We start from the raw sequence: 25,695 nt of genomic DNA, 5'->3' as shown, positions 1-25,695 counted from the left end.
GATTTTGTTAGATATTGATGTAGACATTGGTTTACGTTTTTGACACAGGTTACGCTTGTCAATTAATGTGCGATTCGGAGCGGTAGTAGTATGATACAATGCCAGATGTGGCAAGGGTTTGTTACCCACTCACTCATGCATGGGCAAATCAAAATCAAAAATAAAGAGGATATGCCAACCCCAATAAAATACTTCAATCCCGCTATCGCAGAAGAATATAAAAAAATCGAATTAGCAGCAGAAAAGAAATTGCTGTCGATGCTGCCTGAAGAATTTCACGATGATTACGCGCCACTGGTTGATAGTGAAAAAATCAACCAAGAAGAATACGCCATTGTTAAGCAAGCCGATTCATTGTGTGCGTATCTAAAATGCTTGGAAGAATTAAACGTTGGCAACCATGAATTTGCCAAGGCGAAATCTAATATCGAGCAAAATTTAGCAAATCGCTCAACACCAGAGATGGAATATTTTCTCGCCACGTTTGTCGACAGCTTTAACTTAACGTTGGATGAGATCAGTTAATGGATAACTTAACCCTTTCCCAAGAATGGGAAAACCGCACCAGCAACGAACAAAAAACACGTCGCAACGATCATCGCTCGGTTTACCAGCGAGATCGCGCACGCATCCTTCATTCAGCCGCATTTCGTCGCCTTCAAGCCAAAACACAAGTGCATGGCGCTGGGCATCATGACTTTTACCGTACTCGCCTTACCCACTCGCTTGAAGCCTCGCAAATCGGTACCGGCATTGTCGCGCAACTCAAAATCAAACAACCCGAATTTCGTACAATTTTGCCATCAACCAGTTTAATGGAGAGCATTTGTTTAGCTCACGACATTGGTCACCCGCCATATGGGCATGGTGGTGAAGTCGCTTTAAACTACATGATGCGCAATCACGGTGGCTTTGAAGGTAACGCACAAACGTTTCGTATCGTGACCTTATTAGAACCTTATACCGAGCATTTCGGTATGAACCTGTGCCGCCGAACACTATTAGGCTTGCTAAAGTATCCCGCTTTTATCAACCAAACTCGTGCTGCTATCATACCGCCAGATGTGACCAATTATCGCCACTTAAAAGCCAAAGACTGGCATCCAGCCAAAGGCATATACAGCGATGACCAAGCGACTTTTGATTGGGTACTCAATAGCCTAAGTGATAACGATCGCGCTTTATTCAGCGCAATGCGAGATGAAAAAACAAACGAGCACTCTCATCAAAAAACACGATTTAAATCATTAGACTGCTCCATCATGGAGCTCGCTGATGATATTGCTTATGGTGTTCACGATTTAGAAGATGCCATTGTGATGGGTATTGTCACGCGAGAGCAATGGCAGGAAGTCGCCGCTAGCCAGTTAGCGGAATGTGGCGAGCTCTGGCTAGAAGAGCGAATAAGCACCTTGAGTGAGCAGCTGTTTGATTCACACCACAAACGTAAAGATGCCATCGGTGCGATGGTGAATGCCCTACTCACGTCCATCCATATCGCCCCAAGTATTCAGGATGGCTTACATAGCTTTGACGAACCTTTGCTGCAATGGAATGCGTTTCTTTCTGAACCAATGGAGCGTGTTTTGAATATACTCAAACACTTCGTGAGTGAGTATGTGGTCAAGAAACCTGAGATTCAGCTATTGGAATACAAAGGACAGCAATTGGTCATGGAGTTGTTTGACGCTTTTGCCTCTGATCCTGAACGCCTGCTGCCTGAAAACACGCGAATTCGATGGCAACATGCTGTAGACAATAACGAAAATGAAATGCGGATAATCGCTGATTATATCTCAGGGATGACAGATGGGTTTGCGCAGCGTTTATATAGCACCCTGTTCCATCCAACAACAGCGATGAGTGTTGGTAGCGAAGGACACGGATTCTAAACAACCCTCCCCTCTTATCCCAATATCAATAAGAGGGGAGACATACTACTAGCCGTAATTTTTCTCAAATATGCCGACAGGCATTTGCTGTATTTGGAACTCAATCATGCGATTGAAAGTCGCTAATAACGGCGTAAAATCAGTTTTATTCCCCTCTAATGCGGTTAATGCTAAATAGCCCGCCTCAACCGTCGATACACCCGCTTCCCGTGGCGATTTACGAATTCTGTAATTACCGCTGCTCACATTATCTAAATTCACCGTCGGTAACGTATGTAAGTTGGTCGATAATTGCCACATCTTATAGGCTTTTTTCCACGTTCCATCGAGCAATATTAATGTCAGGGATTTCTCTGTTTGAGTGACATTTTGCTCACGCGCAGCAAGTTCAGTAATCGCTGTAGATGTATCACTTGGGTACACTAACCATACATCACGTGTAGGATCATCGAGCAATGCGTTAAGCGCCTCATGCTGACTAAAATCTTCTCCAACAAACATTGCACTATTTGCCAACGATAATGACAATATCCGCGCAGTACCAATTGCACGATTAACTTCAGAGGGGTGTTGTAAAATACACAATTGCGTTTTAGCATCAATCGTTTGTATCCATTTGCAGATACAAGCTTTCTTCGCTTTTCCACATTGTTCGCAATATCGACTCATGAGGTTGCCTTGTCTACTCGTCATTACTTAGTGTTTGCTGTTCTACTCGCGACCATTGCGCAGTTACCCTCAATTCAACCAATATTGGTATGGGATCGTAGCCTGATCATCAATGGTGAAGTGTGGCGCATACTAACAGGAAACCTCACGCATACCAATTGGCCTCACCTTTTGATGAATGCCTTTGCTTTTATCATTATTACTTTCATTTTTAGAAAACACATTGCGGTTAAGCAGTACACCCTGCTCATCATTTCAATATCGCTTGTTATTGGGATCGGTATTTTTGCCACAAACATGGGCTGGTACGCTGGCTTTTCTGGCGTATTGCATGGCCTATTTGGTTGGGGATCTGTACGGGATATTAAAACGAAAACGAAAGGCGGCTGGCTAATACTGCTCGGACTGATTGCTAAAATTAGCTGGGAGCAAATATTTGGCGGCTCTATGAGCTCAGAAGCTCTCATCGGTGCACGTGTAGCAACAGAAGCACACTTAATCGGCGCTATATCTGGGATAATCTGGGGGTTGTTGCCTTTATTTTCAACAACTAAAATATTGAATAAGAAAGAATAAATCTTACATTTGGCATTGTGACAAAGCTGTTAATGATAATTATTCTTGAAAATACAGCCATAAAGTTGCATTATAAATACCACTTTAAAGCAAGCAAAAAAGGTTGTGATTATGAGCCATCTCCGTATTCCAACACATTGGACAATTCAACGCTCTACCCCTTTCTTTACTAAAGAAACCGTGCCAGCCGCTCTCCTATCCCACCATAATACTGCAGAAGGTGTTTTTGGTCAGTTATGCGTCATGGAAGGCACTGTGACCTACTACGGCTTTGCCAATGAAGAAGCAAAAGATCCTGAAGCAAAAATTGTCATCCATGCTGGCCAGTTTGCCACAAGTCCACCGCAGTATTGGCACCGAATCGAGTTATCAGACAACGCGCAATTTAATATCAATTTCTGGTCAGAAAAAGATAAAACCAATCAACCTCTGTTTCACGCAAAAAAGTAACCCATGCTAATCGGTGTTAGTAGGCTGGAGTCTAGATCACGCAAGGACGCGCACTATTTTAACGACGGTATATTGGAGTCTTCACATTGAAGCTAAACATTAATGCAAACAAAGCAGAAGATGCATTCCTGCAATGTGACGTAAAACTCACAGAGCAACAACCTCTATACCGTATAAATATTGAGGTCGAGCAGCAAATTGTTCGCGTGGGATCTGGTGGTAGGTATAAATTCTTGTATCAAGATGCACGACGCATAATGCAAAACTATAAAGAGTTTGGTTATACAATGTTTCTTACTGAAGCGCGTAAACGTCAAAGGCATAAGTTATGAGCTAGGGGGCGATGGCAAATATAATAACTAGGAGTACTACTGGTTCTCCTGGTCGTATATCACTTTATCTCTCGGCTTGTAGCCGCTTTATGTAAAGCATCGCTAGCAACTACAGTTTTATTCGCTCACGATTTTTCTCAACAGTCGCTAAACCAATACCTTTCACGCCTGCCAGTTCATCTGCCGTTTGAAACTCACCATGCTCATTTCGGTAAAGGATTATACTCTCGGCTTTTTCAGGGCCGATACCAATCAATAACTTATCCAACTCTTCAGCATTTGCATCATTTATGTTGATGGTAATTTCGATGCCATCATGACTATCGTTAGCGCTTGCTGGTGATGCAACTAAAGCAGCACCGCAGAGAAATATACTTATCAGCAATCGTTTCATTCTTCATTCACTCCATATTAATTGAGTATCATATGGTAGTGGGAATTCACGATAGCGAAAGTAATACCCTCATTATTTTGCTGAAAAAACAACGGGCCGCACAATGGCGGCCCGCTAAGCAATCAATAAATTGCAATTAGTTTGTAGCTGTATCCAAAGCTGGGTAAGCAACTTCAGAGGTATCGCGTAACACTTGAAGTGTTGCCATTACATCTTGCTGAGCGTGCATTTGCTCAAGTTGTTGTGCCATTTGGCTATCAGTCGCAATAGCTTCAACGTCATTTTCTACAACCTTATCAAGCGCAACAATAACAACATTGCCAGATGCATCACGCGTCATACCGTACACAGCTTTACCGTCAACAGGTTTTGCTAATGTAAATACAACTCGCGCGATAGTTGGCTCACCGCCATTACGAGCGATAGTTTGAGCTTCACCAAAGCTCAAGCTTTCAGTTGCTAGAATAGCATAATTACCTTCACGCAACGCTGCAATTACTTCGTCAGCTTTTTGCTGTGCTTGTTGCTCACCTTTTTGTGCCGCTAATCTGCCTTTAACAGATGATGCAACTTCATCGAACGGTAATACCGACTCAGGGCGAGATTCTTCAACACGAACAACAATGACATGCTCAGGTGCAAGTTCAATCACATCTGAGTTAAGGCCATCCTCAAGCACTTCAGGGCTTAATAGCGCACGGAAAACAGCTGGATTCTTCAATATTTCAGGTGCATCCGCTTCTGAAATAAAGTCTGTTGTGTGTACATCAGCACTCACAGCAGCCGCTGCATCTTCTAGTGAATCTGGCATTTCATACGCCGTTTTCGCTAGTGTTTCTTGCATTTCGTAGAACACTTCAGCCGCTTTTTGATCGCGAAGGTCAGCAAGGATGCTGTCTTTAACGTCAGCTAAAGGTTTAACTACTGACGCTTTAACCGCATCAAGTTTAATGATGTGGAAACCAAACGCAGATTGAACAACACCTGAGATATCACCAGCATTTGCTAATGCAAAAGCAGCCTTATCGAATTCAGGGTCCATCACGCCAGCTTCCATCCAGTCAAGCTTACCGCCATCTTTCGCACTGAATGTATCATCAGAATCTGTTGCAGCGAGTGCACCAAAATCTGCACCTTCATTTAGCTTCACTAATACCGCTTCTGCTTTTGCTTTCGCTTCGTCGCTGTCACCTTGAATAAGGATATGGCTAACTTGGCGCTGCTCTGCACTGCTGTATTTCGCGTGATGATCGTCATAGTAGGCTTCTACTTCGCCATCAGAAATAGCGATAGTGTCTTTCAGGCCTTTACCTGAAAGCTCGATGTAAGCCACTTTAACTTGCTCTGGGCGTGTAAACTGCTGAGGATTTTGATCGTAATATGCTTGGATTTCTTCGTCAGTAATTTCCGCTTTCTGCGTAAATTCATCTAAAGAAAGTGTTAGCGTGCGTACTTCACGCTGCTGAACTTCTAACTTACGCAGTGCTACTAGCTCATTGCTTAATGCGAAGTCACTGCCCTGAATAGCAGCAAGGAACTGTTGACGAAGCATGTCGCCACGCATGTATTCAGCAAATTGATCTGGGGTGAAGTTAGAACGACGCAACAACATGTTGTATGTATCGTTATCAAACTTACCGTCACGTTGGAATTCAGGCATAATCACAATCGTTTGACGAACTTGCTCATCACTAATGCGTAAGCCTAGCGCATGAGCGCGTTGTTCGATCAGAACATCGTTAACCATACGATCAAGCACACTACGACGGAACTGTTTTACATACTCTGGATCGCCTAATAGCGTTGCAAAGTAATCACCCAGTTGTGACTGCATGCGGTTACGTTCGTTTTGGTAGGCTTGTTCAAATTGACGTTGACCAATTTCTTGATCACCTACTTTTGCAGCTGCTTGTTCACTGCCGCCTGCAAGGTAGCTACCTACACCTGCGAAGACAAAAGAGAAAATGATAAGGCTAAGAATAATCTTAACCCAAATGCTGCTAGCGCCTTCGCGCAATCGCTCCATCATAACTTGCCGTATCTCCTAATTGTTCGAGCTGGCAGGGTTGTGTTAGCTGCTTCATGGATGAAATTAAAGCTAACAAAGACACCGGTATAAAATGTAAAAAAGCGCATCTTGATGATGCGCCCTTTCTGTCGGTTATTTCACCAAGTTAGACTTAGTCAATGCGTAATGCAAATAACCTAAGGGCAAAGCCCTCTTAGTTTACAGAATCTTTTAAAGCTTTACCTGGTTTAAAACCTGGAACTTTAGCTGCTGCGATTTGGATCTCAGCACCAGTCTGTGGGTTACGACCCGTACGCGCTGCACGCTCACGTACAGAGAAGGTACCGAAACCGACAAGAGCAACTTGATCACCATCTTTTAGGGTGTCAGAAACAGCATCGATAAATGCATCAAGTGCACGACCTGCTGATGCTTTAGAAATATCTGCGCCTTCGGCAATCTTATCTACTAACTGAGTTTTGTTCACGATTTCATCCCCTCTATGAACATTGTCCGTAATATCCACAATGGCACGGACAATCAAATTAACTTAGACCTAATTATACCAGTACTATCAACCGATGAAGTGTGTAAGCCTTGATTTTGTTAGGCTTACAGCAAAATTAGACCTATCTTATAGCTAGAGGAAAAAACGCTGACAAGCCTTTTCGTGCTTGATAGCGTCTTTTCTTCACTTAACTTTGCTGCATGTCACTCTTTTGAGTTTCAACCAGCTCAATACCTGATGGGTTGTTTTGCAGTGCAATTGTAAGCACTTCATCAATCCACTGGACTGGGCAGACTTTAAGATCAGCAATTACGTTGTCTGGAATCTCTTCCAAATCACGCTCATTCTCTTTCGGAATCAGTACTGTCTTAATGCCACCACGGTGCGCGGCAAGCAATTTCTCTTTCAAGCCACCAATCGGTAATACTTCACCACGTAGCGTAATTTCGCCCGTCATTGCAACATCAGCACGTACCGGGTTACCCGTTAAGCTAGAGACCAATGCTGTGCACATTGCGATACCGGCGCTTGGGCCATCTTTCGGTGTTGCACCTTCAGGCACGTGAACGTGAATATCACGTTTCTCGTAAAAATCAGGGTTCACACCAAGATGTTCAGCACGGCTACGTACAACCGTCATTGCTGCTTGAATCGACTCTTGCATCACATCGCCAAGTGAACCTGTGTAGGTTAGTTTACCTTTACCAGGCATAGATTCAGTTTCAATCGTTAATAGATCGCCACCTACTTCTGTCCACGCAAGGCCTGTCACTTGTCCAATGCTATTGCTTTCGTCTGCTTTACCGTAATCAAAGCGTTGAACACCAAGGTAATCTTTCAGATTTTCCATGGAAATAGACACTTGCTTAATGTCTTTGTTCAATAAGATTTCTTTCACCGCTTTACGGCACAATTTAGAAATTTCACGCTCAAGGCTACGTACACCCGCTTCACGCGTGTAGTAACGAATGATACCCGTTAGTGCAGAGTCGTCGACGTTAATCTCAGCAGGCTTCAAACCATTGCGCTGAATTTGCTTATCTAACAGGTGACGCTTAGCAATGTTAAGCTTCTCATCTTCGGTATAACCCGACAGACGAATCACTTCCATACGGTCAAGTAGCGGTCCTGGAATATTCATAGAGTTAGACGTTGCCACAAACATAACGTCTGACAAGTCGTAGTCTACTTCAAGGTAATGATCGTTAAACGCGCTGTTTTGCTCTGGGTCTAGCACTTCTAGTAATGCCGATGATGGGTCACCACGCATATCAGAAGACATCTTGTCGATTTCATCCAGTAGGAATAGTGGGTTTTTCACTTCCACTTTTGCCATTTTCTGAATTAACTTGCCCGGCATTGAGCCAATATAGGTACGACGGTGTCCACGGATTTCCGCTTCATCACGTACGCCACCTAGCGCCATACGGGTGTACTTACGACCCGTCGCAGCTGCAATCGACTGACCCAGCGACGTTTTACCGACGCCAGGAGGACCAACCAAACATAGGATTGGGCCTTTTAGTTTGTTGACACGGCTTTGTACTGCGAGATATTCAAGAATACGCTCTTTAACGCGCTCTAGACCATAGTGGTCAGCGTTAAGGACTTCTTCGGCTTTAGCCAAGTTCTTCTTCACTTTTGAACGCTTGTACCATGGAACACTCAGCATCCAATCAATGTAGCCACGAACAACCGTTGCTTCGGCTGACATTGGCGACATCATTTTGAGTTTTTGAAGCTCTTGCTCTGTTTTTTCTTTTGCTTCAGCAGGCATTTTCGACTCTTCGATTTTAAGCTTCAAAGATTCGAACTCATCTGGCGCATCATCAAGCTCACCCAATTCTTTTTGGATCGCTTTCATTTGCTCGTTGAGGTAATACTCACGCTGGCTTTTTTCCATCTGCTTCTTCACGCGACCGCGAATACGTTTTTCAACTTGAAGCAAATCGATTTCAGATTCCATCATTGCCATCAAGAACTCAAGGCGTTCTACGATATCAATGATCTCTAGTACTTTTTGCTTATCGGCCAATTTAAGCGGCATATGCGCGGCAATCGTATCGGCAAGGCGTGCAGCCTCATCGATGCCATTAAGCGATGTCAGTACTTCAGGTGGGATCTTTTTATTCAGCTTGATAAAGCCTTCAAACTGACTGATCGCAGTACGTACAAGTACTTCCTGCTCACGCTCGTCCATTTCTGGCGTAACCAGAAACTCAGCTTGCGCTGTAAAGAAATCATCGTCAGAGAGGTTTTCAACTTTGGCACGCTGCTGACCTTCGACAAGTACTTTAACCGTACCGTCTGGTAGTTTCAGCAATTGGAGAATCGTAGCGACAGTACCAACATCGTACATGTCCTCGATAGAAGGCTCATCCGTGGCCGCTTCTTTCTGAGCCACCAACAGAATTTGTTTGTTGTTATCCATAGCCGATTCAAGGCAACGAATAGATTTTTCCCGGCCCACAAACAATGGAATAACCATATGAGGGTAAACCACTACATCACGTAATGGCAGAACGGGGATATCAAGGCGTTCAGAACGCTCCAAGTTCATATTTTTCTCACTTCCGTTCAGTTGTATATCTGAGTATATGGGGGTAAAGCCTCAAGATTCAACGGCAGAAACAAGAGAAAATAAAAAAGGAGGCATTAGCCTCCTTTTTTTAGTCATTCTGGGCGGTAATTAAGCAATTACTCAGCACCAGCAGCTTGATTTTCATTATTTTCGTAAATCAGTAGAGGCTCAGATTCGCCTTTAATTACTGACTCATCGATAACAACTTTACTGACGCCTTCCGCTGAAGGAAGTTCGTACATAGTATCAAGCAATACAGCTTCTACGATTGAACGTAGACCACGTGCACCAGTTTTACGCTCCATTGCTTTACGAGCAATAGCAACAAGCGCATCATCACGGAACTCAAGCTCAACATTTTCAAGCTCAAGCAGTGCTGCATACTGCTTTGTTAGTGCGTTCTTAGGTTCACGTAAGATCTGTACTAGTGCATCTTCATCTAGCTCACTAAGAATAGCAGCTACAGGTAGACGACCAATAAACTCAGGGATCAAACCGTATTTAACCAGATCTTCTGGTTCAACTTTTTGGAATAAATCACTCAATGTACGTGAATCTTCTTTAGAGCGAACATCCGCACCAAAGCCAATACCCGTACCTGTTGCAACACGCTGCTCAACGACTTTATCAAGCCCAGCAAACGCACCGCCACAAATGAATAATATTTTCGATGTATCCACTTGCAGGAATTCCTGCTGTGGGTGCTTACGACCACCTTGTGGTGGAACTGACGCAACAGTACCTTCGATCAGTTTCAACAATGCTTGCTGAACACCTTCACCCGATACATCACGTGTGATCGATGGATTGTCTGACTTACGAGAAATCTTATCGATTTCATCGATGTAAACAATACCACGTTCCGCTTTAGCGACGTCGTAATCACATTTTTGCAGTAGCTTCTGGATGATGTTTTCTACATCTTCACCAACGTAACCCGCTTCAGTCAGCGTTGTTGCATCAGCCATTGTAAAAGGAACATCCAGCATACGCGCAAGAGTCTCAGCCAGTAATGTTTTACCACTACCCGTAGGGCCGATTAGCAAGATATTACTCTTACCAAGCTCTACGCCTTCGCTTGTTGTATCGCCATTACGTAAACGTTTGTAATGGTTGTATACAGCAACAGCCAGCACTTTTTTCGCATGATTTTGACCGATTACATAATCGTCAAGATTGGTGCGAATTTCTTGCGGTGTTGGAAGCTCATTGCCATCACGCTTTGGCATCACTTCTTTGATTTCTTCGCGAATAATGTCGTTACAAAGATCGACACACTCATCGCAAATATAAACAGAAGGGCCAGCAATCAGCTTACGAACTTCATGTTGGCTTTTGCCGCAGAAAGAGCAATAAAGCAGTTTCCCACTACCATTCTCTTTTCGCTTATCTGTCATCCGCTAACCTCTTTTCGGGTTTAACCCCATCATTGCCTTGTTTTGAGTGTATAACAACTCTGGTTATTTTGCTCCGTGCCAACTGTTAGCGAGCTCGAAGAAAACCACCAAATTTAGTCACGTTTATTCAAAACAGCATCAACTAAGCCGTATTCAACAGCTTGATCTGCAGACATAAAATTATCACGATCAGTATCGCGCTCAACCACTTCAAGCGGTTGGCCAGTATGCTCTGCTAACAAGTTATTCAGTTTTTGCTTGATGGTCAGAATTTCTTGAGCATGGATCTGAATATCAGAAGCCTGCCCTTGGAACCCACCCAATGGCTGGTGAATCATTACGCGAGAATTAGGTAATACAAAACGCTTACCTTTCGCGCCACCAGCAAGTAAGAATGCGCCCATTGAACATGCTTGGCCCATACATACTGTGCTTACATTTGGTTTAATAAACTGCATGGTGTCGTAAATCGACATACCTGCAGTTACGCTACCGCCTGGCGAGTTAATGTATAGGAAGATGTCTTTGTCTGGGTTTTCAGACTCAAGAAATAGCAACTGTGCAACTACTAAGTTTGCCATATGATCTTCAACCTGACCGGTTAAGAAAATCACACGCTCTTTTAATAGTCGGGAATAAATGTCGTAGGAACGTTCACCACGAGAAGTCTGCTCGACCACCATAGGAACCAGCGCATCCATAATTGGCGACATGGCGTTTTTTTCTTGGTAGCTCATAACGTTATTTCCCTAAAATAAATGGCCCGAATGAAATGACTCACACGGACCATTGTTAGCAGAAGATTCGAAGCAAAGTCAAATCTCTACAGTAATTTCAGTAAATTAAGCAGCAGGTTGGTTCATTAGCTCGTTAAAGCCAACTTCTGTTTCTGTAACCTGTGCTTTAGCAATTAGCGCATCGATTGCTTGCTCTTCTAGAGCAACGTTACGCATATTGTTCATCATTTGCTCGTTTTGCTCGTAGTAAGCAACAACTTCTGTTGGATCTTCGTAAGCTGAAGCCATTTCGTTGATTAACGCTTTAACACGCTCGTCATCCGCTTTTAGCTCTTCAGACTTGATTACAGCACCAAGAAGAAGACCAACAACTACGCGACGCTTAGCTTGTTCTTCGAACAATTCACGTGGTAGCTCAGGCATGTTTTTAGCGTCGCCGCCAAAACGTTGTGCCGCTTGTTGACGAAGAACATTGATTTCTTGGTCGATAAGCGCAGCTGGAACAGCGATGTCGTTTTGCTCGATTAGGCCGTTAAGTACTTGGTCTTTAATGCGACCTTTAACAGCTTGCTTCATTTCGCGTTCCATGTTCTTACGAACTTCAGCTTTTAGGCCGTCTACAGAACCGTCGTTCACACCGAACTTAGCAACGAACTCTTCAGTAAGCTCAGGTAGTTCTTGCGCTTCTACTTTGTGTAGTTTGATAGCGAAAGATGCTGCTTTACCTTTTAGGTTTTCAGCATGGTAATCTTCAGGGAAAGCTACTTCTACAGTGAACTCTTCGCCCGCTTTCTTACCAACGATGCCGTCTTCAAAACCAGGGATCATACGACCTTGGCCCATAGCAAGTGCGAAACCTTCAGCTTTGCCGCCGTCGAATTCTTCACCGTCGATAGAACCGTTGAAGTCGATAGTTACACGGCTGTCAGCAACAGCAGCAACATCAGCTTCAGACCACGTAGCTTGTTGCTTACGTAGTGTTTCGATCATTGTATCAACGTCTTCAGCTTTAACTTCTACTGCTGGTTTTTCAACTGCAATTTTGTCTAGGCCTTGAAGTTCGATTTCTGGGAAGATTTCGAAAGACGCTTTGAATACTAGGTCTTTACCTTCAGCGAACTCAACTGGAGTAAAAGTAGGCGCGCCAGCTGGGTTGATTTTTTCTTTAACGATCGCTTCAATGAAGTGACGTTGCATTACTTCGCCCATTACTTCTTGACGAACAGATGCACCAAACATGCGAGCAACCATTTTGATTGGCGCTTTACCTGGACGGAAACCATCGAAACGACGATTTTTAGCGATTTTTTGCAGTTCAACTTTTACTGCATCTTCGATGTTTGCAGCAGGAACTGTGATAGTTAGATGGCGCTCTAGGCCTTCAGTGGTTTCAACGGTAACTTGCATTTTATTTAACCTCAAAACTTACTCAGATCACTGAGTGATGTTGCCGATCAGTTCAATCTGACGGTGGCATCCTTTCGTGTTATGGCGATTTAGATAAACCTACCACAACGCCTTAATTCTGATAATTTCTAACGCTGCTGATAAAAGCAGTCTCTAGGATAGAAATTAAAACGCGGCATTATAACGGTCTGATACTCTCAGGTCGAGACTACAGCCCACAAACCATGACTTCTCAACAAAATAGGGGCTAAAAATCGATTTTCAAGGGAAATATGAAAAAAAAACGGTTTAGATGCCGATTTTGTGCACAGGCAGGCAATTGGTAACAAATGATTGTTTGAAGTATGAACAGGAAGTTCGTGTAAATGATGTAATAAAACAAGACCGAAACGGGAAATTATTCGCTTAAACGAAAAAAACCGTACTTAGTTTTCACTAAATACGGTTTCTCGAAATAATGGTACGCCCTGCAGGATTCGAACCTGCGACCACATCCTTAGAAGGGACGTGCTCTATCCAGCTGAGCTAAGGGCGCACTACAACGCATGCTGCGTTATGGGTCAGAATTATACGTTGCTACTCACTAAGGTCAACGGTTTTTCCCTTTTTTTAATGGCCTACACTTCAAACGGTTAAACTTAAACCAATCTAACGCGATAGCGGCTGATTATGGTGAATCCCCCAGCAATCCATTGCCGTTTTTTCGCTCAAATCACATCCACTCAGATCAGCAAGTGACAATGTGAAAAATACTATTTTATTGTCCCAATACAACGCAAACGTTTGCGTTATGGATATTGCTCACAGTATCTGCGACAATATCTCATCAATAATGATTGATGAAAATAACAGTCAATGCGCATTAATCATTATTATTTTATCGTTGATATGCTACGGCTTTGTTCGCTAGCAATAAGTCATAAGGAAAACCATGAGCGCTCAAATTATTGATGGCAAAATCATTTCACAAACAGTTCGTCAAGAAGTCGCAGCACGCGTAAAAGCACGGGTTGATGCAGGCCTTCGCGCGCCAGGGCTTGCTGTTGTTCTGGTTGGCCAAGATCCAGCCTCTCAGGTTTACGTGGGTAGTAAGCGTAAAGCCTGTGAAGAGGTGGGGTTTATCTCTAAATCTTTTGACTTACCAACAACAACCAACGAAACAGAACTCCTGGCGTTAATTGCAGAGCTGAACGCCGATAAAGAAATCGATGGTATTTTGGTTCAGCTTCCCCTACCCGCGGGCATGGATAGTACTATTATTCTCGAGAGTATTGCACCAGAGAAAGATGTGGATGGTTTCCACCCCTACAATGTCGGTCGTTTGTGCCAACGTATGCCTAAGCTACGCTCATGTACGCCAAAAGGTATTATTACCCTGCTGGAACGTTACAACATCCCAACACGCGGCAAGCACGCTGTTGTTGTTGGTGCATCAAACATTGTTGGGCGTCCGATGACCATGGAATTATTACTGGCAGGTGCAACGACAACAACATGTCACCGCTTCACTCAAGATTTAGAAGGCCATGTTCGCCAAGCAGACATCGTGGTGGTAGCTGTCGGTAAACCAAACTTCATTCCGGGCGATTGGATTAAAGAAGGTGCGACAGTGATCGATGTGGGTATCAACCGCTTAAGTACAGGGAAGCTTGTCGGTGATGTGGAATTTGATGTCGCGAAAACAAAAGCAAAACACATTACACCCGTTCCTGGCGGTGTTGGCCCAATGACAGTGGCAACACTTATAGAAAACACCCTATTAGCATGTGAACAATTCCACAGTTAGTTTTGGGTGCTCTGTCGAAAACAAAAAAGCAGCTTGAATAAGCTGCTTTTTTATTAACTGGATACCAATGTAAAGCTATAGCGTTTTCGCTAACTCTTTAATGTAAGCAGTGAAATCATCACCCAGCACATCATGACGCATGCCATATTCGACAAATGCCTGCATGTAACCTAGCTTACTGCCACAGTCATGGCTAACACCTGACATATGAAAAGCATTCACTTGCTGCTTTTCCATTAGCATATCAATCGCATCAGTCAGCTGGATTTCATCACCTGCGCCTACTGGCGTTTTTTCAAGTAAACCCCAAATTTCAGCAGGTAAAACATAACGGCCAACAATCGCTAAATTTGACGGCGCGACCTCGACACTTGGCTTTTCAACCACTTTGGTCATCGCAGCCGTTTCGCCCGCTTTAAGGTCTGTACCATTGACATCAGCCACACCGTAATTAGACACTTCACTCATTGGCACAGGCTCAACCAAAACTTGGCTAATACCGGTCGCATTAAACTCCGCAACCATGGCTGCCATGTTTTCACTGCGTAAATCACTTGCCACATCATCTAAAATAACATCGGGCAATACCACAGCAAATGGGGCATCACCAATCAATGGGTGCGCGCACAATACCGCGTGACCAAGACCTTTCGCTTGCCCTTGACGAACATGCATAATCGTAACGTCTTTAGGACAAATCTTTTGTACTTCATCAAGCAACTGGCGCTTAACACGCTTTTCTAGCGTCGCCTCTAATTCAAATGAAGTATCAAAGTGGTTTTCAATTGAGTTTTTTGATGAATGCGTCACCAAAATAATCTCTTTGATGCCCGCAGCCACACACTCATTCACCACATACTGTATAAGCGGTTTATCAACGATCGGTAGCATTTCTTTGGGAATGGCTTTCGTCGCAGGTAGCATGCGAGTACCAAGACCAGCAACAGGGATCACGGCCTTACGGACAGGGGAAGGTTGTGTCATGTTCAATTCCATGAATATAAATAAACTGATGCTACTATAACAAATTGGCTATAGCTGAGTAAGCACCTAATACGTTGAATCTTTTATTCGATAAGTTGATCGAATAAACGAGGTTACAGACTATTTTTTAATAATCTCATTATTATCCACGCTAACCTTCACTTCTTTACCAAGCAAGTTAATCAGCATGAAAGATCGTTTTTCACCATCAGGTTCATGGTACATCGCTTCAATGCCTTTGAACTGACCTTTTTCAAGTACTAACTTATCACCCGGTTGTGGCAACATAGACAACTTGGATTGTTGCTCTGGCGTATTCTCATTAAGCATTAAGCCATACAGTAATTCGGGCCTGATCGGTTGAGGCATTCTTCCCTGCCTAATAAAATCTGCAACACCGCGTGTTGAACGTATTGTTGTGTAGCTGATCTCTTCAGGATCAAAATATACAAACATATAACTAGGGAAGAGTGGCTCTTCTGCTTCGATACGCTTTCCTCTTACGACTTTATTGATAAGTACTTGAGGGTAATAGCATTCTACACCTTGGCGATCGAGGTTAAGAACAGCACGCTCTTGTTCGCTGCGTTTACAATAAAGAAGAAACCATTCTTTCATTACATATCCATCTATCGTTCTGATTACTTACTAAGGTTATCAGTTTCACGCTTTTTTGCACAATTGCTTCTACATCAATAAGTTATTTTTACATTGAAACATTTGGAAACATTTGTAACAAACCTGAATATATCACATAGACGAGATATAAAACCAAACAAAAACAAAAAAACGAAAGATAAAACCACCCAGAACAACCAATCAAGCACATGCGTCCAAATGTGACATCGAAAGATTAGATTTCAAATTTGCACAGTAAACAACCAAAAGCTTATATTTCAATGCCTTATGATTTTAACGATTTGTTTTGCAAATGTGAAAACTTGCAGATGATTATTTTGTCCTTTATAAAAAGGGGCAAATAAGCAAACACATAACAAACCTTATAAAGAGAATAATTATGAGCAATCGAAGTAGCGGTACCCTTTTAGGGCACCCAAAAGGCTTGTTCTTGCTGTTCAGTACTGAGCTGTGGGAACGTTTCTCTTATTATGCGATGCGAGCAATTTTAGTCTTGTACCTCACTGATAAGACCATGGATGGTGGCTTAGGTTGGTCTACCCAAAGTGCACTTGAGTTATACGGTATCTACACCGGTCTCGTTTATATCACTCCCCTTATTGGTGGATGGATTGCCGATAACTTCTTGGGTCAACGTCGCTCTATCATTATTGGTGGTATTTTAATGGCGCTAGGGCAATTTACTCTAGCCCTACCACATAGCATGATTGACCCGTACTCAATCAATGCATTTTATCTTGGTTTAGCATTACTGATTATTGGTAATGGTTTATTTAAACCAAACATTTCAACCATGGTCGGTGATCTGTACACCGATGGCGATAACCGCCGTGATGGTGCTTTCACTATCTTTTACATGGGTATTAATCTTGGTTCTCTACTTGCTGGTCTTATTGCAGGTTCAGCTTCTGCGATTTACGGTTGGAAAGCAGGCTTCTTAACTGCTGGTATCGGTATGATCATCAGCCTGATTACCCAGTTAATTTTTGCTGAACGCCTACTCGGTAATATTGGTAAAGAACCCGCGGCAAAACGTGCTGCAGCCATGAATAAATCAGGCAAGCAAGAGCCGTTAACTCGCCAAGAACGTGATCGCTTAAAAGTTATTATGATCATGGGTATGTTTGTGGTGATCTTCTGGGCTGGCTTTGAGCAAGCTGGCGGCCTGATGAATATCTTCTCACAGCAATACACAGATCGTATGATTGGTAGCTTTGAAGTACCTGCGGCATGGTTCCAATCACTGAATCCATTTTTTGTGATTACTCTCGCACCGGTTATTGCCGCAATTTGGGTGAAATTAGGTCCAAAAGAGCCAAGTTCTCCAGCTAAATTTGCTATGGGTCTATTCTTCCTTGCAATTGGTTTTGTGTGCATGATGGGTGCTGTTATGCAGCAAGGTGGTGATCTAACAGTTAAGACATCCATGTTCTGGCTGGTTGGCGCCTACTTCTTCCACACGCTTGGTGAGCTTTGCTTATCACCAATTGGTTTATCTATGGTCACTAAGCTCGCACCACTTCGCCTTGCTTCTTTGATGATGGGTGCATGGTTTGGTTTCAATGCGATTGCTAACTACGTTGCTGGCATCATAGGTGCTAACGTTGGTGAAGCGGGTCCAATGGCTATCTTTAGTGGTATTGCTATTGCAGCAACAGTTGCAGGCGTTCTGCTACTGCTTTGCTCTAATCAACTGATTCGCTGGATGCACGGTGCAGAAGGTCAAGTTATTGAAGATGAAGAAGCCGTTGAATCGGTGGTAGCAAAAGCGTAATTCTTTCGCTGAATAACACGATTCAAAATTACAAAGGTTGCTCTGTGAGCAACCTTTTTTATTGGGGTATAGTCTATGGCTTACAGAGATTACAAATCACAGCGTTTAATGGTGACACTAAAGCTCGCTGAACCAATTTCACTCAATGACAAACGGCCACCCGACTCAGGTAAAAACATCTTACTTACGCTGTTTTTACTCGCATGATCACCCAACCATGCTTGTGCCGATACAAACTGCGAATTATCACTGGTTTGCAACTGCGCCCCTAACCCTGACGGTAATACTTGAATACTCCGATCACACGCATCAAAGATCCCAAAAACACCACGTATTGGTGACGCGTAGCCTGAATGATGCATCCCTTTTTCGATGAGCTTAACTAAATGATTCAAATCACTTTCATCAGCCATACGGCTACGAAGGTAGTCATTAAAAAAAGCCCGAATAAGCAGTGTCGTTGCAGTGCTGTTCTGGCCACTTGCTGAGTCAACCAAATAAAAAGCCAATCGACCATCCATCAGCCAAGTATAATCAAGCAATACTGGCTGAACATCTGCAGGTTGCAACACACAATAATTCAGTTGCCAATCCCCTTGGCGGGACTGTGTCTCAGGCATTAACCCCATCAACAATTCACGGGCTGCGGTGGGGTTATCTTGTAACTCTTTAATGTGCCACTCAAGCTCTTCATCAATAGCACCACCATCATCAGCAATATTAAACCAAGTGTTCGAAAAATCTTGTTCAGCAACACATGAGTCTTGAGACTTGAGTACCGATAACATTGCAGATTTTAATACCATAATGTTGTCTAATGGCTTAATTAAAAAATCTTTCACACCATGGCGTAAAGCCGTCGCAACATCCGCCATATCACCCGTACCGGAAATAACAATCACAGGTAGCATTGGGTATTGTGCGGCGATTTCTTCGACAAATTCCATCCCCGTCATTACGGGCATAGATAAGTCACACAACAATATATCTGGGATTGCCTCTCGCAATGCACGCAACCCCTCAAGACCATCTTCAGCTTCACGCACCTGACTACCTTGGCTCTTTAAAAAGCCAACGATCATATTTCTGAAGATAGGATCATCCTCAACGACAAGTACGTCTTTTCCTTCAAGCAACGATTGTGTCCTCCATGATTGAGCAGGAGTTTCAACTCCATTCTTGCGGTCTAATACCAATTTTGGCCTATCAAGTTCACTGTGCATAAGCGTACCAGATTGTCTATCAACCTAATAAAAAGCATAGGTGCTAATTGGTGTTTCGTCAGGATTGATAGCGATTCCGTTACAGCAAAGTCCAATAATAGAATCTAGTTCAAAAAAAACAGTGCTCGGTTAGAAAACACACCGTCAAAATGACCCAATTCGACAAACTAATTTGATTCACAGCAAATCAATCTCGTTTTACAGACACTACATCACAATTTTGTTATACAATTCACCATTATCAGTTTTCAGTAATGATGTTTATATGAAACTTGACGACTTGAATTTATTCCGCGTAGTAGTAGAACAAGGTAGCTATACGGCTGCTTCACGAAAGACCCAAGTACCGGTGGCTACACTAACCCGTCGCATTCAGGCGCTTGAAGAATGTTTGAGTATCCGCTTACTCAATCGTCATGCGCGTAAACTATCGCTCACTGAAGCTGGTCAGCGTTTTTATGATGACTGCAGCCCTCTTTTGGCACAGCTGGTTACAACCACTCAGCACATCAGTGAAGAATGCAAAGGAGCAGCAGGTAAGCTTCGCATTGCGGCGCCGTCCAACCTCACCAAAGTGATGTTACAGCCGTTGCTGAATGCTTTTATGAAAGAGCACCCGGCTATTAATCTTGAATTGCATATGAGCAGCGAGCCAGAACAGCTCGATCCTACGGATTGGGATGCGATCTTCCGTGTAGGTCCTCAGCGTGATTCAACCCTTATCGCACGCAAAATTAGCTCTGTAAAAGATATCTTAGTCGCGAGTCCGCTTTACTTAAAAGGACACCCAGCCCCTAAGCACGCTCAAGAGTTACATGAACACACCTTATTGAAAGGTAATCCGCTGTTACGTTGGCGATTAATCGACAATCAAGGTGAAGCGATCACAATAAACGACCCAGGCCGTTTTGAAGCGAATCAACTCAATGTGGTCCGTAAAGCATGTTGTGCCGGATTGGGCATCACCTTGATGCCTGATGTGATGCTTGAGCAATACATCGAATCTGGCGAGCTTGTACAAATATTGAAAAACTGGTCTGCAAATCCTCGGGAGGTTTTTTTACTGTATAACCACCGTGATTACCAACCTGAAAAACTACGTTTATTCATTGAATTTTCAAGCCATTACTTTGAATTAAGCTAAATAAACGCATACCTTCAGCCAGCATTCTTGATGCTGGCTGTTTCATTTCTAGCACGTATTACCTTCCTCATAACCTTGCGTCCCGCGTAAACACTGACTAAATGTTAATAAAGCGTAGGTTCACTGTGTGTCGTTTTTTGGTGCTCGGTTTGCTTCTGCTCTTCAATATTTTCAGCCCACATTTTGAAAAGAAGAGACGCTATTGTAATAACCAAGCAAAATGGATGTGAGTGCTCATACCTGTGCTGGATATACCAATTGAGATAAATCGTTGTTCTCATTTTACATTAAGTTGGTATTCGCCTGTCGACATTAAGTAAAGCAATCACAACAGTTTCAACCGTATCGCGATGCACCATGGCTTAACTTGCAGTCACGCTGGCATGAGCACGGTAATAACGAGGACACGTTATGATTTTGGGACATTTATTTGGGCTTTACGCTCATCCTAAACAAGAATGGAAAACCATAGATAGAGAGCATGAAGGCATCGGCAGTAGTGTTAGTCACATTCTTTTAATTGCCTTACTGCCTTCCGCTTTTGCCTATATTTCGAGTGTATTTATTGGCTGGAAAATTGGTGTTGGAGAGCCTCTTTTTCTAACACCCAGCAGCGCAATGGGTATGTCTGTTGCCATGTATTTTGCATTAGTCGCTGGGGTATTTGCGCTCGCTTACCTCAGCTACTGGATGAGCCATACCTTTGGCTCCACGCCTACCTACACCCAAGCCCTTGAGCTTGCAGCCTATACAGCAACCCCATTATTTATGGTTAGCATCGCGGCCATCTATCCGCATGTGTGGTTTTTAATGGTGGCGGGGCTGATAGGTATCGCGTATTCGGTGTATCTGTTGTACACCGGCGTACCTATTTTGATGCACATACCAGAAGAGCGTGGGTTCATTTATGCCAGTTCGATAGTGACGTGCGGTTTGGTGCTACTGGTATCCATTATTGCTTCAACGGTGATCCTATGGAATGTGGGACTTGGCCCTATTTTTAGTCACTGATCTTTTTTTGGAAGATACTGGTAGTCCAAAACAAGATCATGTTACAAACACCATAAAAAAACGGAAGCACTGTGTGCTCCCGTTTTTTATTCACATAACATCCATTAGGCTAGTTGAACGAGGTTTATACCCCTTCGTTATGTAGCTCTAAATTCGCAAGATCTTGCTGAATTTCACGTTGCGTTTTGGAGTCATCACTACGAAGTGATTCTAAGAAATCAAGATAAGCTTGATCGATATCACCAGTAACATAACTGCCGTTAAATACCGATGTTTCAAACAACTTAACATCTGGATTCCCTTCCGCAACCGCCGCAACAAGATCGTTTAAGTCTTGGAATATCAAACCATCAGCGCCAATCAGCTTACTGATTTCATCCACTTCACGGCCATGCGCAATCAGTTCATTGGCTGTTGGCATATCAATACCATAAACGTTAGGGAAGCGAACTTCTGGCGCCGCTGACGCTAGGTAAACTTTGTTTGCACCTGCTTCACGGGCCATTTCGATAATTTGCTCTGAAGTAGTACCACGAACGATTGAATCATCAACCAGTAGAACATTCTTATCTTTGAATTCTGAGCGGATCGCATTCAATTTACGACGCACTGACTTGCGGCGCATTTGCTGACCCGGCATGATAAAAGTACGACCAACATAACGATTTTTCACAAAACCTTGGCGGTATGGTTTATCTAACGTACGAGCGATTTCTAACGCACTATCACAAGACGTTTCTGGAATTGGGATAACAACATCGATATCCATGTCATCCCATTCACGTTTGATTTTTTCGCCAAGCTTAGTACCCATGCGAACACGCGCACCGTATACCGAGATTTTATCCATGAAAGAATCTGGACGCGCAAAGTACACAAACTCAAAGATACATGGGTTCAGCACTGGGTTATCCGCACATTGTTCAGTGAACAACTGTCCATCAAGAGTAATGTAAACGGCTTCGCCCGGTGCCACATCACGTACAAAATCAAAACCTACGGCATCAAGTGCCACAGACTCTGAAGCGACCATGTATTCTGTGTTGCCGTTTGCTTCGCGTTTACCTAAGCAAAGAGGACGAATACCATTAGGATCACGAAACGCAATCAAGCCATGACTAATCAACATCGCGACAACAGCGTATGCCCCTTTCACCTGACGATGAACAGCACGAATCGCACCAAAAATATCACTAGATGAAATTGGCGATGATTCTGTTTTCTCAAGGTGATGAGCAAGAACGTTCAATAATACTTCTGAATCAGATGTTGTATTCACATGCCGACGAGCTTCGCTAAACAATGAATCACGTACTTCCACGGCATTGGTTAGGTTACCGTTATGCGCGAGTGAGATGCCGTATGGAGAGTTTACATAAAATGGCTGAGCTTCTGATGCGCTAGAGCTACCAGCCGTTGGATAACGAACATGACCAATACCAACATTACCTTGCAAGCGCTGCATGTGCTTAGCTTCAAACACATCACGCACTAAACCGTTAGCCTTACGCAGACGAAAACGATTGCTTTCCAAGGTAACAATACCAGCTGCATCTTGGCCGCGATGCTGTAGCACGGTTAATGCATCATAGATAGATTGATTTACCGGGGTTGAACCCACGATTCCGACAATACCACACATGTCCTAAATCCTCGTCACGCATATAAAGCCGGCGCTATAGCGCGCCGGGTAAAAAGCTTGATGTGTCTTTGATATAGGTGAAGAACCATTCAATCACAACGCCGAACTGTGGGATAAGTTGCGACTGCTTCCACCAGTCAGCACTTGAAAATCCCGTAAAGGCATCAATGAAGAATAGTACCGCAGAGACGATTAACACCCCTCTCACGCCACCAAAAACAATCCCCAAAACACGGTCTGTTCCTGACAACCCCGTCTTTTGTACTAGATGTCCAATCACATAGTTCACTACCGCGCCGACAATCAGCGTGGCAATAAATAAAACGGCGATGGCACTGCCATTGCGTACCATTTCGTCCTTGATATTAGTGAAATAAGCAGCTAACTGCGTATAAAAATTGCTAGCAATAAAAAATGCAGCAAACCAGATCACTAACGATAGTGCTTCTTTAACAAAACCGCGGATTACACTAACCAGCGCTGAGAAGCCAATTACGCCTAAAATTACGTAATCAATCCAAATCATCATTTGTTGTTTTCGCCTTGATGGTGCGTATTCTAACAGAAAAAATGAGAACGCAAACGTTTACCTAAGGGTTTAGTGGGTTAAATCTAAGCAATTGACCTTTCAAACCCGTTATTTTTTCTAATTCTTTGAGCTCAGCTGATAGCGCGGCTTTTGAAACATTTGGCCCGACAACGACGCGAGCATAATCTCCCTTTTTCGGCTGTTTAGGAAAAACATGTGCTTGATAGCCAGATTTTCGTAACTTTGCCACCAGCTTATTGGCATTATCAAAGTTACCAAAGACCCCTAACTGAATCACCCAACCACTTTCTTTGTAACCTTCTTTTACTGGTTTAACAGCTGGCTTTTCAATCTTAACCGGCGCAACATTCACCTCAGACTTAGAGGTTGATGCTGATGTTGATGCTGATGTTGATGCTGTAGACATCTCCTGTTTTTCATCGATAACGACAGTAACAGGCTCATCCGGTAGATCGACTTCAACAAATTCAGGCTCAGGAATCGTCTCGTATGCCTCGCCAGCTTCAAACTCAGGCTGCAGAGGGATACTGGCAAATTGCTCTTGGTAATGCTGCTTTTTTCCATCAAAAAGATCAGGTAAAAAGATCACCCCCAGTGCCACTAATAAAATGGTGCCAACTAATCGGCTTTGAAATTTACTTGCCACAGTTACTCCTGTTTCGCTGCAATATAGCTCGCGATTTGGCCTACAGTGTAAAACGAGCCAAACACGATTACCATGTCCTGCTCTGTTGCTTGTGCTAATGCCTGCTCATATGCCACGTCTGGTGATACAAAGCCGTCAACAACCTGATCTAAATTAGCGATGATCTCATCCGCTTTCGCAGCGCGGGGGCCTTCAAGCGAAGCGGGGTACCACACATCAACCACATTTTTCATTTCAGCAATCGTTGCCGTAATATCTTTATCGTGCAACATAGCAACAACCGCATGAATACGGTGCTTACCTTCAGAGGCTTTGATTTTTTCTAGCTGCTGAGCAAAATACTGCGCTGAATGAGGGTTATGCGCAACATCCATAATCACTAATGGTGATGTACTAACCCGCTGCATTCGCCCAGGTAAAGCCGCATTTTTCAAGCCATTAACGATATTACAATCGCTGATTTCCAGCTCTGCTGTACCCAGTGCCATTAATGCCGTTGCCGCATTGGGCAGAGGCAGTGACGGAATAGGAAGATCACTAAGATCAAAGCAACCGCAGTGCCATTGCCACTGGTCGCCTGTCACTTGGTAATCAAACTGATAACCCACTTGGTACAATTTGGCATTAATATCGTCAGCATGCGCCGCGACACTAGCTGGCGGCTGAGGCTGACCACAGATTGCAGGCTTCTCACTACGGAAGATACCCGCCTTCTCAAAACCAATCACTTCAATATCATCGCCTAACCAATCAACATGATCGACCGCTAAACTCGTGATGACAGATACATCGTGATCAACAATATTGGTTGCATCTAAACGACCACCAAGGCCGACTTCTAAAATCACCACATCAACTTGGTGTGTCTTAAATAACTCAAGTGCAGCTAACGTACCAAACTCAAACAAGCTCAAACTGATCTCACCGCGATATTGCTCAATGGCAGCGAAAGCTTGGCTATGTTTTTCATCCGCGAGATCTTCACCATTAATCCGTACGCGCTCGTTATAACGCACTAAATGAGGTGAGCTATATACCCCGACCTTATAACCAGCATCTAATAGAATGGCCTCTAGGATCGCACAGGTTGAACCTTTGCCATTGGTACCAGCAACCGTTATCACTTTTGGCGCAGGCTTGATCAAATTTCCACGCTCAGCAACAGCTTGAGCACGATCAAGCCCTAAGTCGATGGCACTGGTATGAAGCTGCTCTAGATAAGTCAGCCATGAGGGTAGCGAGGCTGTCGCTGAAGGTGCTATCAGATCTGTCATGGAAAATTGTTCACTTAATCACTAACTTGTTGGTACGCACTATACCAAACTGACCGTTATTCCGAAAAACA

The 25,695-nt window shown here is 43.5% G+C and carries 24 protein-coding genes and 1 tRNA gene; 9 read left to right on the top strand and 16 right to left on the bottom strand.

The features are described from left to right. The first annotated feature begins 90 nt into the window (after positions 1-90). The gene (yfbR, locus tag ASV53_RS02210) at positions 91-525 is read left to right on the top strand and encodes a 5'-deoxynucleotidase (protein ID WP_338091400.1); all 435 of its coding nucleotides are present in this window, start codon (positions 91-93) and stop codon (positions 523-525) included. After that, a complete protein-coding gene (locus tag ASV53_RS02205) occupies positions 525-1,892 on the top strand; it encodes an anti-phage deoxyguanosine triphosphatase (RefSeq protein ID WP_094955917.1) in 1,368 nt (455 codons plus the stop codon). The genes yfbR and ASV53_RS02205 overlap by 1 nt, the downstream gene beginning before the upstream one ends. Positions 1,893-1,940: 48 nt before the next feature. On the opposite strand, the gene ASV53_RS02200 is transcribed toward ASV53_RS02205, so the two are convergent. Further along, the gene (locus ASV53_RS02200) at positions 1,941-2,561 is read right to left on the bottom strand and encodes a tRNA-uridine aminocarboxypropyltransferase (RefSeq protein WP_094955916.1); all 621 of its coding nucleotides are present in this window, start codon (positions 2,559-2,561) and stop codon (positions 1,941-1,943) included. A 9-nt stretch (positions 2,562-2,570) separates the two neighbouring features. On the opposite strand from ASV53_RS02200, the gene rrtA reads away from it, so the two are divergent. From rrtA to ASV53_RS02185, 3 genes are all read left to right on the top strand, one after another. Further along, on the top strand, positions 2,571-3,137 hold the full coding sequence (gene rrtA / locus ASV53_RS02195; RefSeq protein WP_094955915.1) for a rhombosortase: 567 nt from the start codon (positions 2,571-2,573) through the stop codon (positions 3,135-3,137). Positions 3,138-3,248: 111 nt separating this feature from the next. Continuing rightward, a complete protein-coding gene (locus ASV53_RS02190; RefSeq protein WP_094955914.1) occupies positions 3,249-3,587 on the top strand; it encodes a TehB family protein in 339 nt (112 codons plus the stop codon). Between the two features lie 86 nt (positions 3,588-3,673). Continuing rightward, a complete protein-coding gene (locus tag ASV53_RS02185) occupies positions 3,674-3,919 on the top strand; it encodes a hypothetical protein (protein ID WP_094955913.1) in 246 nt (81 codons plus the stop codon). Positions 3,920-4,028: 109 nt separating this feature from the next. Here the strand turns inward: ASV53_RS02185 and ASV53_RS02180 are convergent, their stop codons facing one another. The 8 genes from ASV53_RS02180 to ASV53_RS02145 all read right to left on the bottom strand — a co-directional run bounded on the left by ASV53_RS02180 (position 4,029) and on the right by ASV53_RS02145 (position 13,486). Beyond that, positions 4,029-4,313 carry a ComEA family DNA-binding protein gene (locus ASV53_RS02180; protein WP_094955912.1) on the bottom strand — a complete coding sequence of 95 codons (285 nt, stop codon included), beginning with the start codon at positions 4,311-4,313 and terminating at the stop codon, positions 4,029-4,031. 136 nt (positions 4,314-4,449) lie between these two features. Beyond that, the gene (gene ppiD, locus ASV53_RS02175; RefSeq protein ID WP_094955911.1) at positions 4,450-6,342 is read right to left on the bottom strand and encodes a peptidylprolyl isomerase; all 1,893 of its coding nucleotides are present in this window, start codon (positions 6,340-6,342) and stop codon (positions 4,450-4,452) included. A gap of 193 nt (positions 6,343-6,535) precedes the next feature. Beyond that, positions 6,536-6,808: a nucleoid-associated protein HU-beta gene (gene hupB / locus ASV53_RS02170; RefSeq protein ID WP_048899106.1), complete on the bottom strand. Its 273-nt coding sequence runs from the start codon at positions 6,806-6,808 to the stop codon at positions 6,536-6,538. Positions 6,809-7,016: 208 nt separating this feature from the next. Continuing rightward, positions 7,017-9,389, bottom strand: coding sequence for an endopeptidase La (lon, locus tag ASV53_RS02165; RefSeq protein ID WP_094955910.1), 2,373 nt, complete (start codon positions 9,387-9,389; stop codon positions 7,017-7,019). Positions 9,390-9,526: 137 nt separating this feature from the next. After that, positions 9,527-10,807, bottom strand: a complete 1,281-nt coding sequence (gene clpX, locus ASV53_RS02160) for an ATP-dependent protease ATP-binding subunit ClpX (RefSeq protein WP_062690955.1) — start codon at positions 10,805-10,807, stop codon at positions 9,527-9,529. Positions 10,808-10,920: 113 nt separating this feature from the next. Continuing rightward, the gene (gene clpP, locus ASV53_RS02155; protein ID WP_048899103.1) at positions 10,921-11,544 is read right to left on the bottom strand and encodes an ATP-dependent Clp endopeptidase proteolytic subunit ClpP; all 624 of its coding nucleotides are present in this window, start codon (positions 11,542-11,544) and stop codon (positions 10,921-10,923) included. Between the two features lie 105 nt (positions 11,545-11,649). Then, positions 11,650-12,951: a trigger factor gene (tig, locus tag ASV53_RS02150; RefSeq protein ID WP_062690954.1), complete on the bottom strand. Its 1,302-nt coding sequence runs from the start codon at positions 12,949-12,951 to the stop codon at positions 11,650-11,652. A 458-nt stretch (positions 12,952-13,409) separates the two neighbouring features. Beyond that, a tRNA-Arg gene (locus ASV53_RS02145) sits at positions 13,410-13,486 on the bottom strand. A gap of 396 nt (positions 13,487-13,882) precedes the next feature. On the opposite strand from ASV53_RS02145, the gene folD reads away from it, so the two are divergent. Beyond that, on the top strand, positions 13,883-14,737 hold the full coding sequence (gene folD / locus ASV53_RS02140) for a bifunctional methylenetetrahydrofolate dehydrogenase/methenyltetrahydrofolate cyclohydrolase FolD (protein WP_094955909.1): 855 nt from the start codon (positions 13,883-13,885) through the stop codon (positions 14,735-14,737). Positions 14,738-14,812: 75 nt separating this feature from the next. Here folD and galU read toward each other — a convergent pair whose 3' ends face one another. Further along, positions 14,813-15,721, bottom strand: coding sequence for a UTP--glucose-1-phosphate uridylyltransferase GalU (gene galU, locus ASV53_RS02135; RefSeq protein WP_094955908.1), 909 nt, complete (start codon positions 15,719-15,721; stop codon positions 14,813-14,815). Between the two features lie 120 nt (positions 15,722-15,841). Then, on the bottom strand, positions 15,842-16,339 hold the full coding sequence (gene rfaH, locus ASV53_RS02130; protein ID WP_062690952.1) for a transcription/translation regulatory transformer protein RfaH: 498 nt from the start codon (positions 16,337-16,339) through the stop codon (positions 15,842-15,844). A 400-nt stretch (positions 16,340-16,739) separates the two neighbouring features. Between rfaH and ASV53_RS02125 the strand changes: the two genes are divergently transcribed. After that, the gene (locus ASV53_RS02125) at positions 16,740-18,134 is read left to right on the top strand and encodes a peptide MFS transporter (protein ID WP_094955907.1); all 1,395 of its coding nucleotides are present in this window, start codon (positions 16,740-16,742) and stop codon (positions 18,132-18,134) included. An 89-nt stretch (positions 18,135-18,223) separates the two neighbouring features. Here ASV53_RS02125 and ASV53_RS02120 read toward each other — a convergent pair whose 3' ends face one another. Continuing rightward, positions 18,224-19,270, bottom strand: coding sequence for a response regulator (locus ASV53_RS02120; RefSeq protein ID WP_094955927.1), 1,047 nt, complete (start codon positions 19,268-19,270; stop codon positions 18,224-18,226). Between the two features lie 352 nt (positions 19,271-19,622). On the opposite strand from ASV53_RS02120, the gene ASV53_RS02115 reads away from it, so the two are divergent. Both ASV53_RS02115 and ASV53_RS02110 read left to right on the top strand, forming a co-directional pair. After that, positions 19,623-20,501: a LysR family transcriptional regulator gene (locus tag ASV53_RS02115; protein ID WP_062690950.1), complete on the top strand. Its 879-nt coding sequence runs from the start codon at positions 19,623-19,625 to the stop codon at positions 20,499-20,501. Positions 20,502-20,912: 411 nt separating this feature from the next. Then, positions 20,913-21,512, top strand: a complete 600-nt coding sequence (locus ASV53_RS02110) for a Yip1 family protein (protein WP_094955906.1) — start codon at positions 20,913-20,915, stop codon at positions 21,510-21,512. A 124-nt stretch (positions 21,513-21,636) separates the two neighbouring features. On the opposite strand, the gene purF is transcribed toward ASV53_RS02110, so the two are convergent. The 4 genes from purF to folC form a co-directional block, all read right to left on the bottom strand. Next, positions 21,637-23,154 (bottom strand): amidophosphoribosyltransferase, encoded by a 1,518-nt coding sequence (purF, locus tag ASV53_RS02105; protein WP_094955905.1) that lies wholly within the window; start codon positions 23,152-23,154, stop codon positions 21,637-21,639. Between the two features lie 34 nt (positions 23,155-23,188). After that, positions 23,189-23,680: a colicin V production protein gene (gene cvpA, locus ASV53_RS02100; RefSeq protein ID WP_062691016.1), complete on the bottom strand. Its 492-nt coding sequence runs from the start codon at positions 23,678-23,680 to the stop codon at positions 23,189-23,191. A 64-nt stretch (positions 23,681-23,744) separates the two neighbouring features. Then, positions 23,745-24,350: an SPOR domain-containing protein gene (locus ASV53_RS02095; RefSeq protein WP_094955904.1), complete on the bottom strand. Its 606-nt coding sequence runs from the start codon at positions 24,348-24,350 to the stop codon at positions 23,745-23,747. Positions 24,351-24,352: 2 nt separating this feature from the next. Then, positions 24,353-25,624: a bifunctional tetrahydrofolate synthase/dihydrofolate synthase gene (gene folC, locus ASV53_RS02090; protein WP_094955903.1), complete on the bottom strand. Its 1,272-nt coding sequence runs from the start codon at positions 25,622-25,624 to the stop codon at positions 24,353-24,355. Positions 25,625-25,695: the final 71 nt, after the last annotated feature.

It is taken from the genome of Photobacterium sanguinicancri, from assembly GCF_002265265.1.
Lineage (GTDB): Bacteria > Pseudomonadota > Gammaproteobacteria > Enterobacterales > Vibrionaceae > Photobacterium > Photobacterium sanguinicancri.
This window is presented reverse-complemented; position numbering and strand designations above follow the sequence as displayed.

What these genes read in the sequence shown, in the direction of transcription:
- clpP (WP_048899103.1), bottom strand. Translation starts at nt 11,544, where the DNA reads ATGAGCTACCAAGAAAAAAACGCCATGTCGCCAATTATGGATGCGCTG.
- ASV53_RS02200 (WP_094955916.1), bottom strand. Translation starts at nt 2,561, where the DNA reads ATGAGTCGATATTGCGAACAATGTGGAAAAGCGAAGAAAGCTTGTATC.
- ASV53_RS02180 (WP_094955912.1), bottom strand. Translation starts at nt 4,313, where the DNA reads ATGAAACGATTGCTGATAAGTATATTTCTCTGCGGTGCTGCTTTAGTT.
- ASV53_RS02115 (WP_062690950.1), top strand. Translation starts at nt 19,623, where the DNA reads ATGAAACTTGACGACTTGAATTTATTCCGCGTAGTAGTAGAACAAGGT.
- ppiD (WP_094955911.1), bottom strand. Translation starts at nt 6,342, where the DNA reads ATGATGGAGCGATTGCGCGAAGGCGCTAGCAGCATTTGGGTTAAGATT.
- ASV53_RS02190 (WP_094955914.1), top strand. Translation starts at nt 3,249, where the DNA reads ATGAGCCATCTCCGTATTCCAACACATTGGACAATTCAACGCTCTACC.
- ASV53_RS02125 (WP_094955907.1), top strand. Translation starts at nt 16,740, where the DNA reads ATGAGCAATCGAAGTAGCGGTACCCTTTTAGGGCACCCAAAAGGCTTG.
- ASV53_RS02205 (WP_094955917.1), top strand. Translation starts at nt 525, where the DNA reads ATGGATAACTTAACCCTTTCCCAAGAATGGGAAAACCGCACCAGCAAC.
- rfaH (WP_062690952.1), bottom strand. Translation starts at nt 16,339, where the DNA reads ATGAAAGAATGGTTTCTTCTTTATTGTAAACGCAGCGAACAAGAGCGT.
- lon (WP_094955910.1), bottom strand. Translation starts at nt 9,389, where the DNA reads ATGAACTTGGAGCGTTCTGAACGCCTTGATATCCCCGTTCTGCCATTA.
- folD (WP_094955909.1), top strand. Translation starts at nt 13,883, where the DNA reads ATGAGCGCTCAAATTATTGATGGCAAAATCATTTCACAAACAGTTCGT.
- yfbR (WP_338091400.1), top strand. Translation starts at nt 91, where the DNA reads ATGATACAATGCCAGATGTGGCAAGGGTTTGTTACCCACTCACTCATG.
- ASV53_RS02110 (WP_094955906.1), top strand. Translation starts at nt 20,913, where the DNA reads ATGATTTTGGGACATTTATTTGGGCTTTACGCTCATCCTAAACAAGAA.
- galU (WP_094955908.1), bottom strand. Translation starts at nt 15,721, where the DNA reads ATGACACAACCTTCCCCTGTCCGTAAGGCCGTGATCCCTGTTGCTGGT.
- folC (WP_094955903.1), bottom strand. Translation starts at nt 25,624, where the DNA reads ATGACAGATCTGATAGCACCTTCAGCGACAGCCTCGCTACCCTCATGG.
- tig (WP_062690954.1), bottom strand. Translation starts at nt 12,951, where the DNA reads ATGCAAGTTACCGTTGAAACCACTGAAGGCCTAGAGCGCCATCTAACT.
- clpX (WP_062690955.1), bottom strand. Translation starts at nt 10,807, where the DNA reads ATGACAGATAAGCGAAAAGAGAATGGTAGTGGGAAACTGCTTTATTGC.
- cvpA (WP_062691016.1), bottom strand. Translation starts at nt 23,680, where the DNA reads ATGATTTGGATTGATTACGTAATTTTAGGCGTAATTGGCTTCTCAGCG.
- purF (WP_094955905.1), bottom strand. Translation starts at nt 23,154, where the DNA reads ATGTGTGGTATTGTCGGAATCGTGGGTTCAACCCCGGTAAATCAATCT.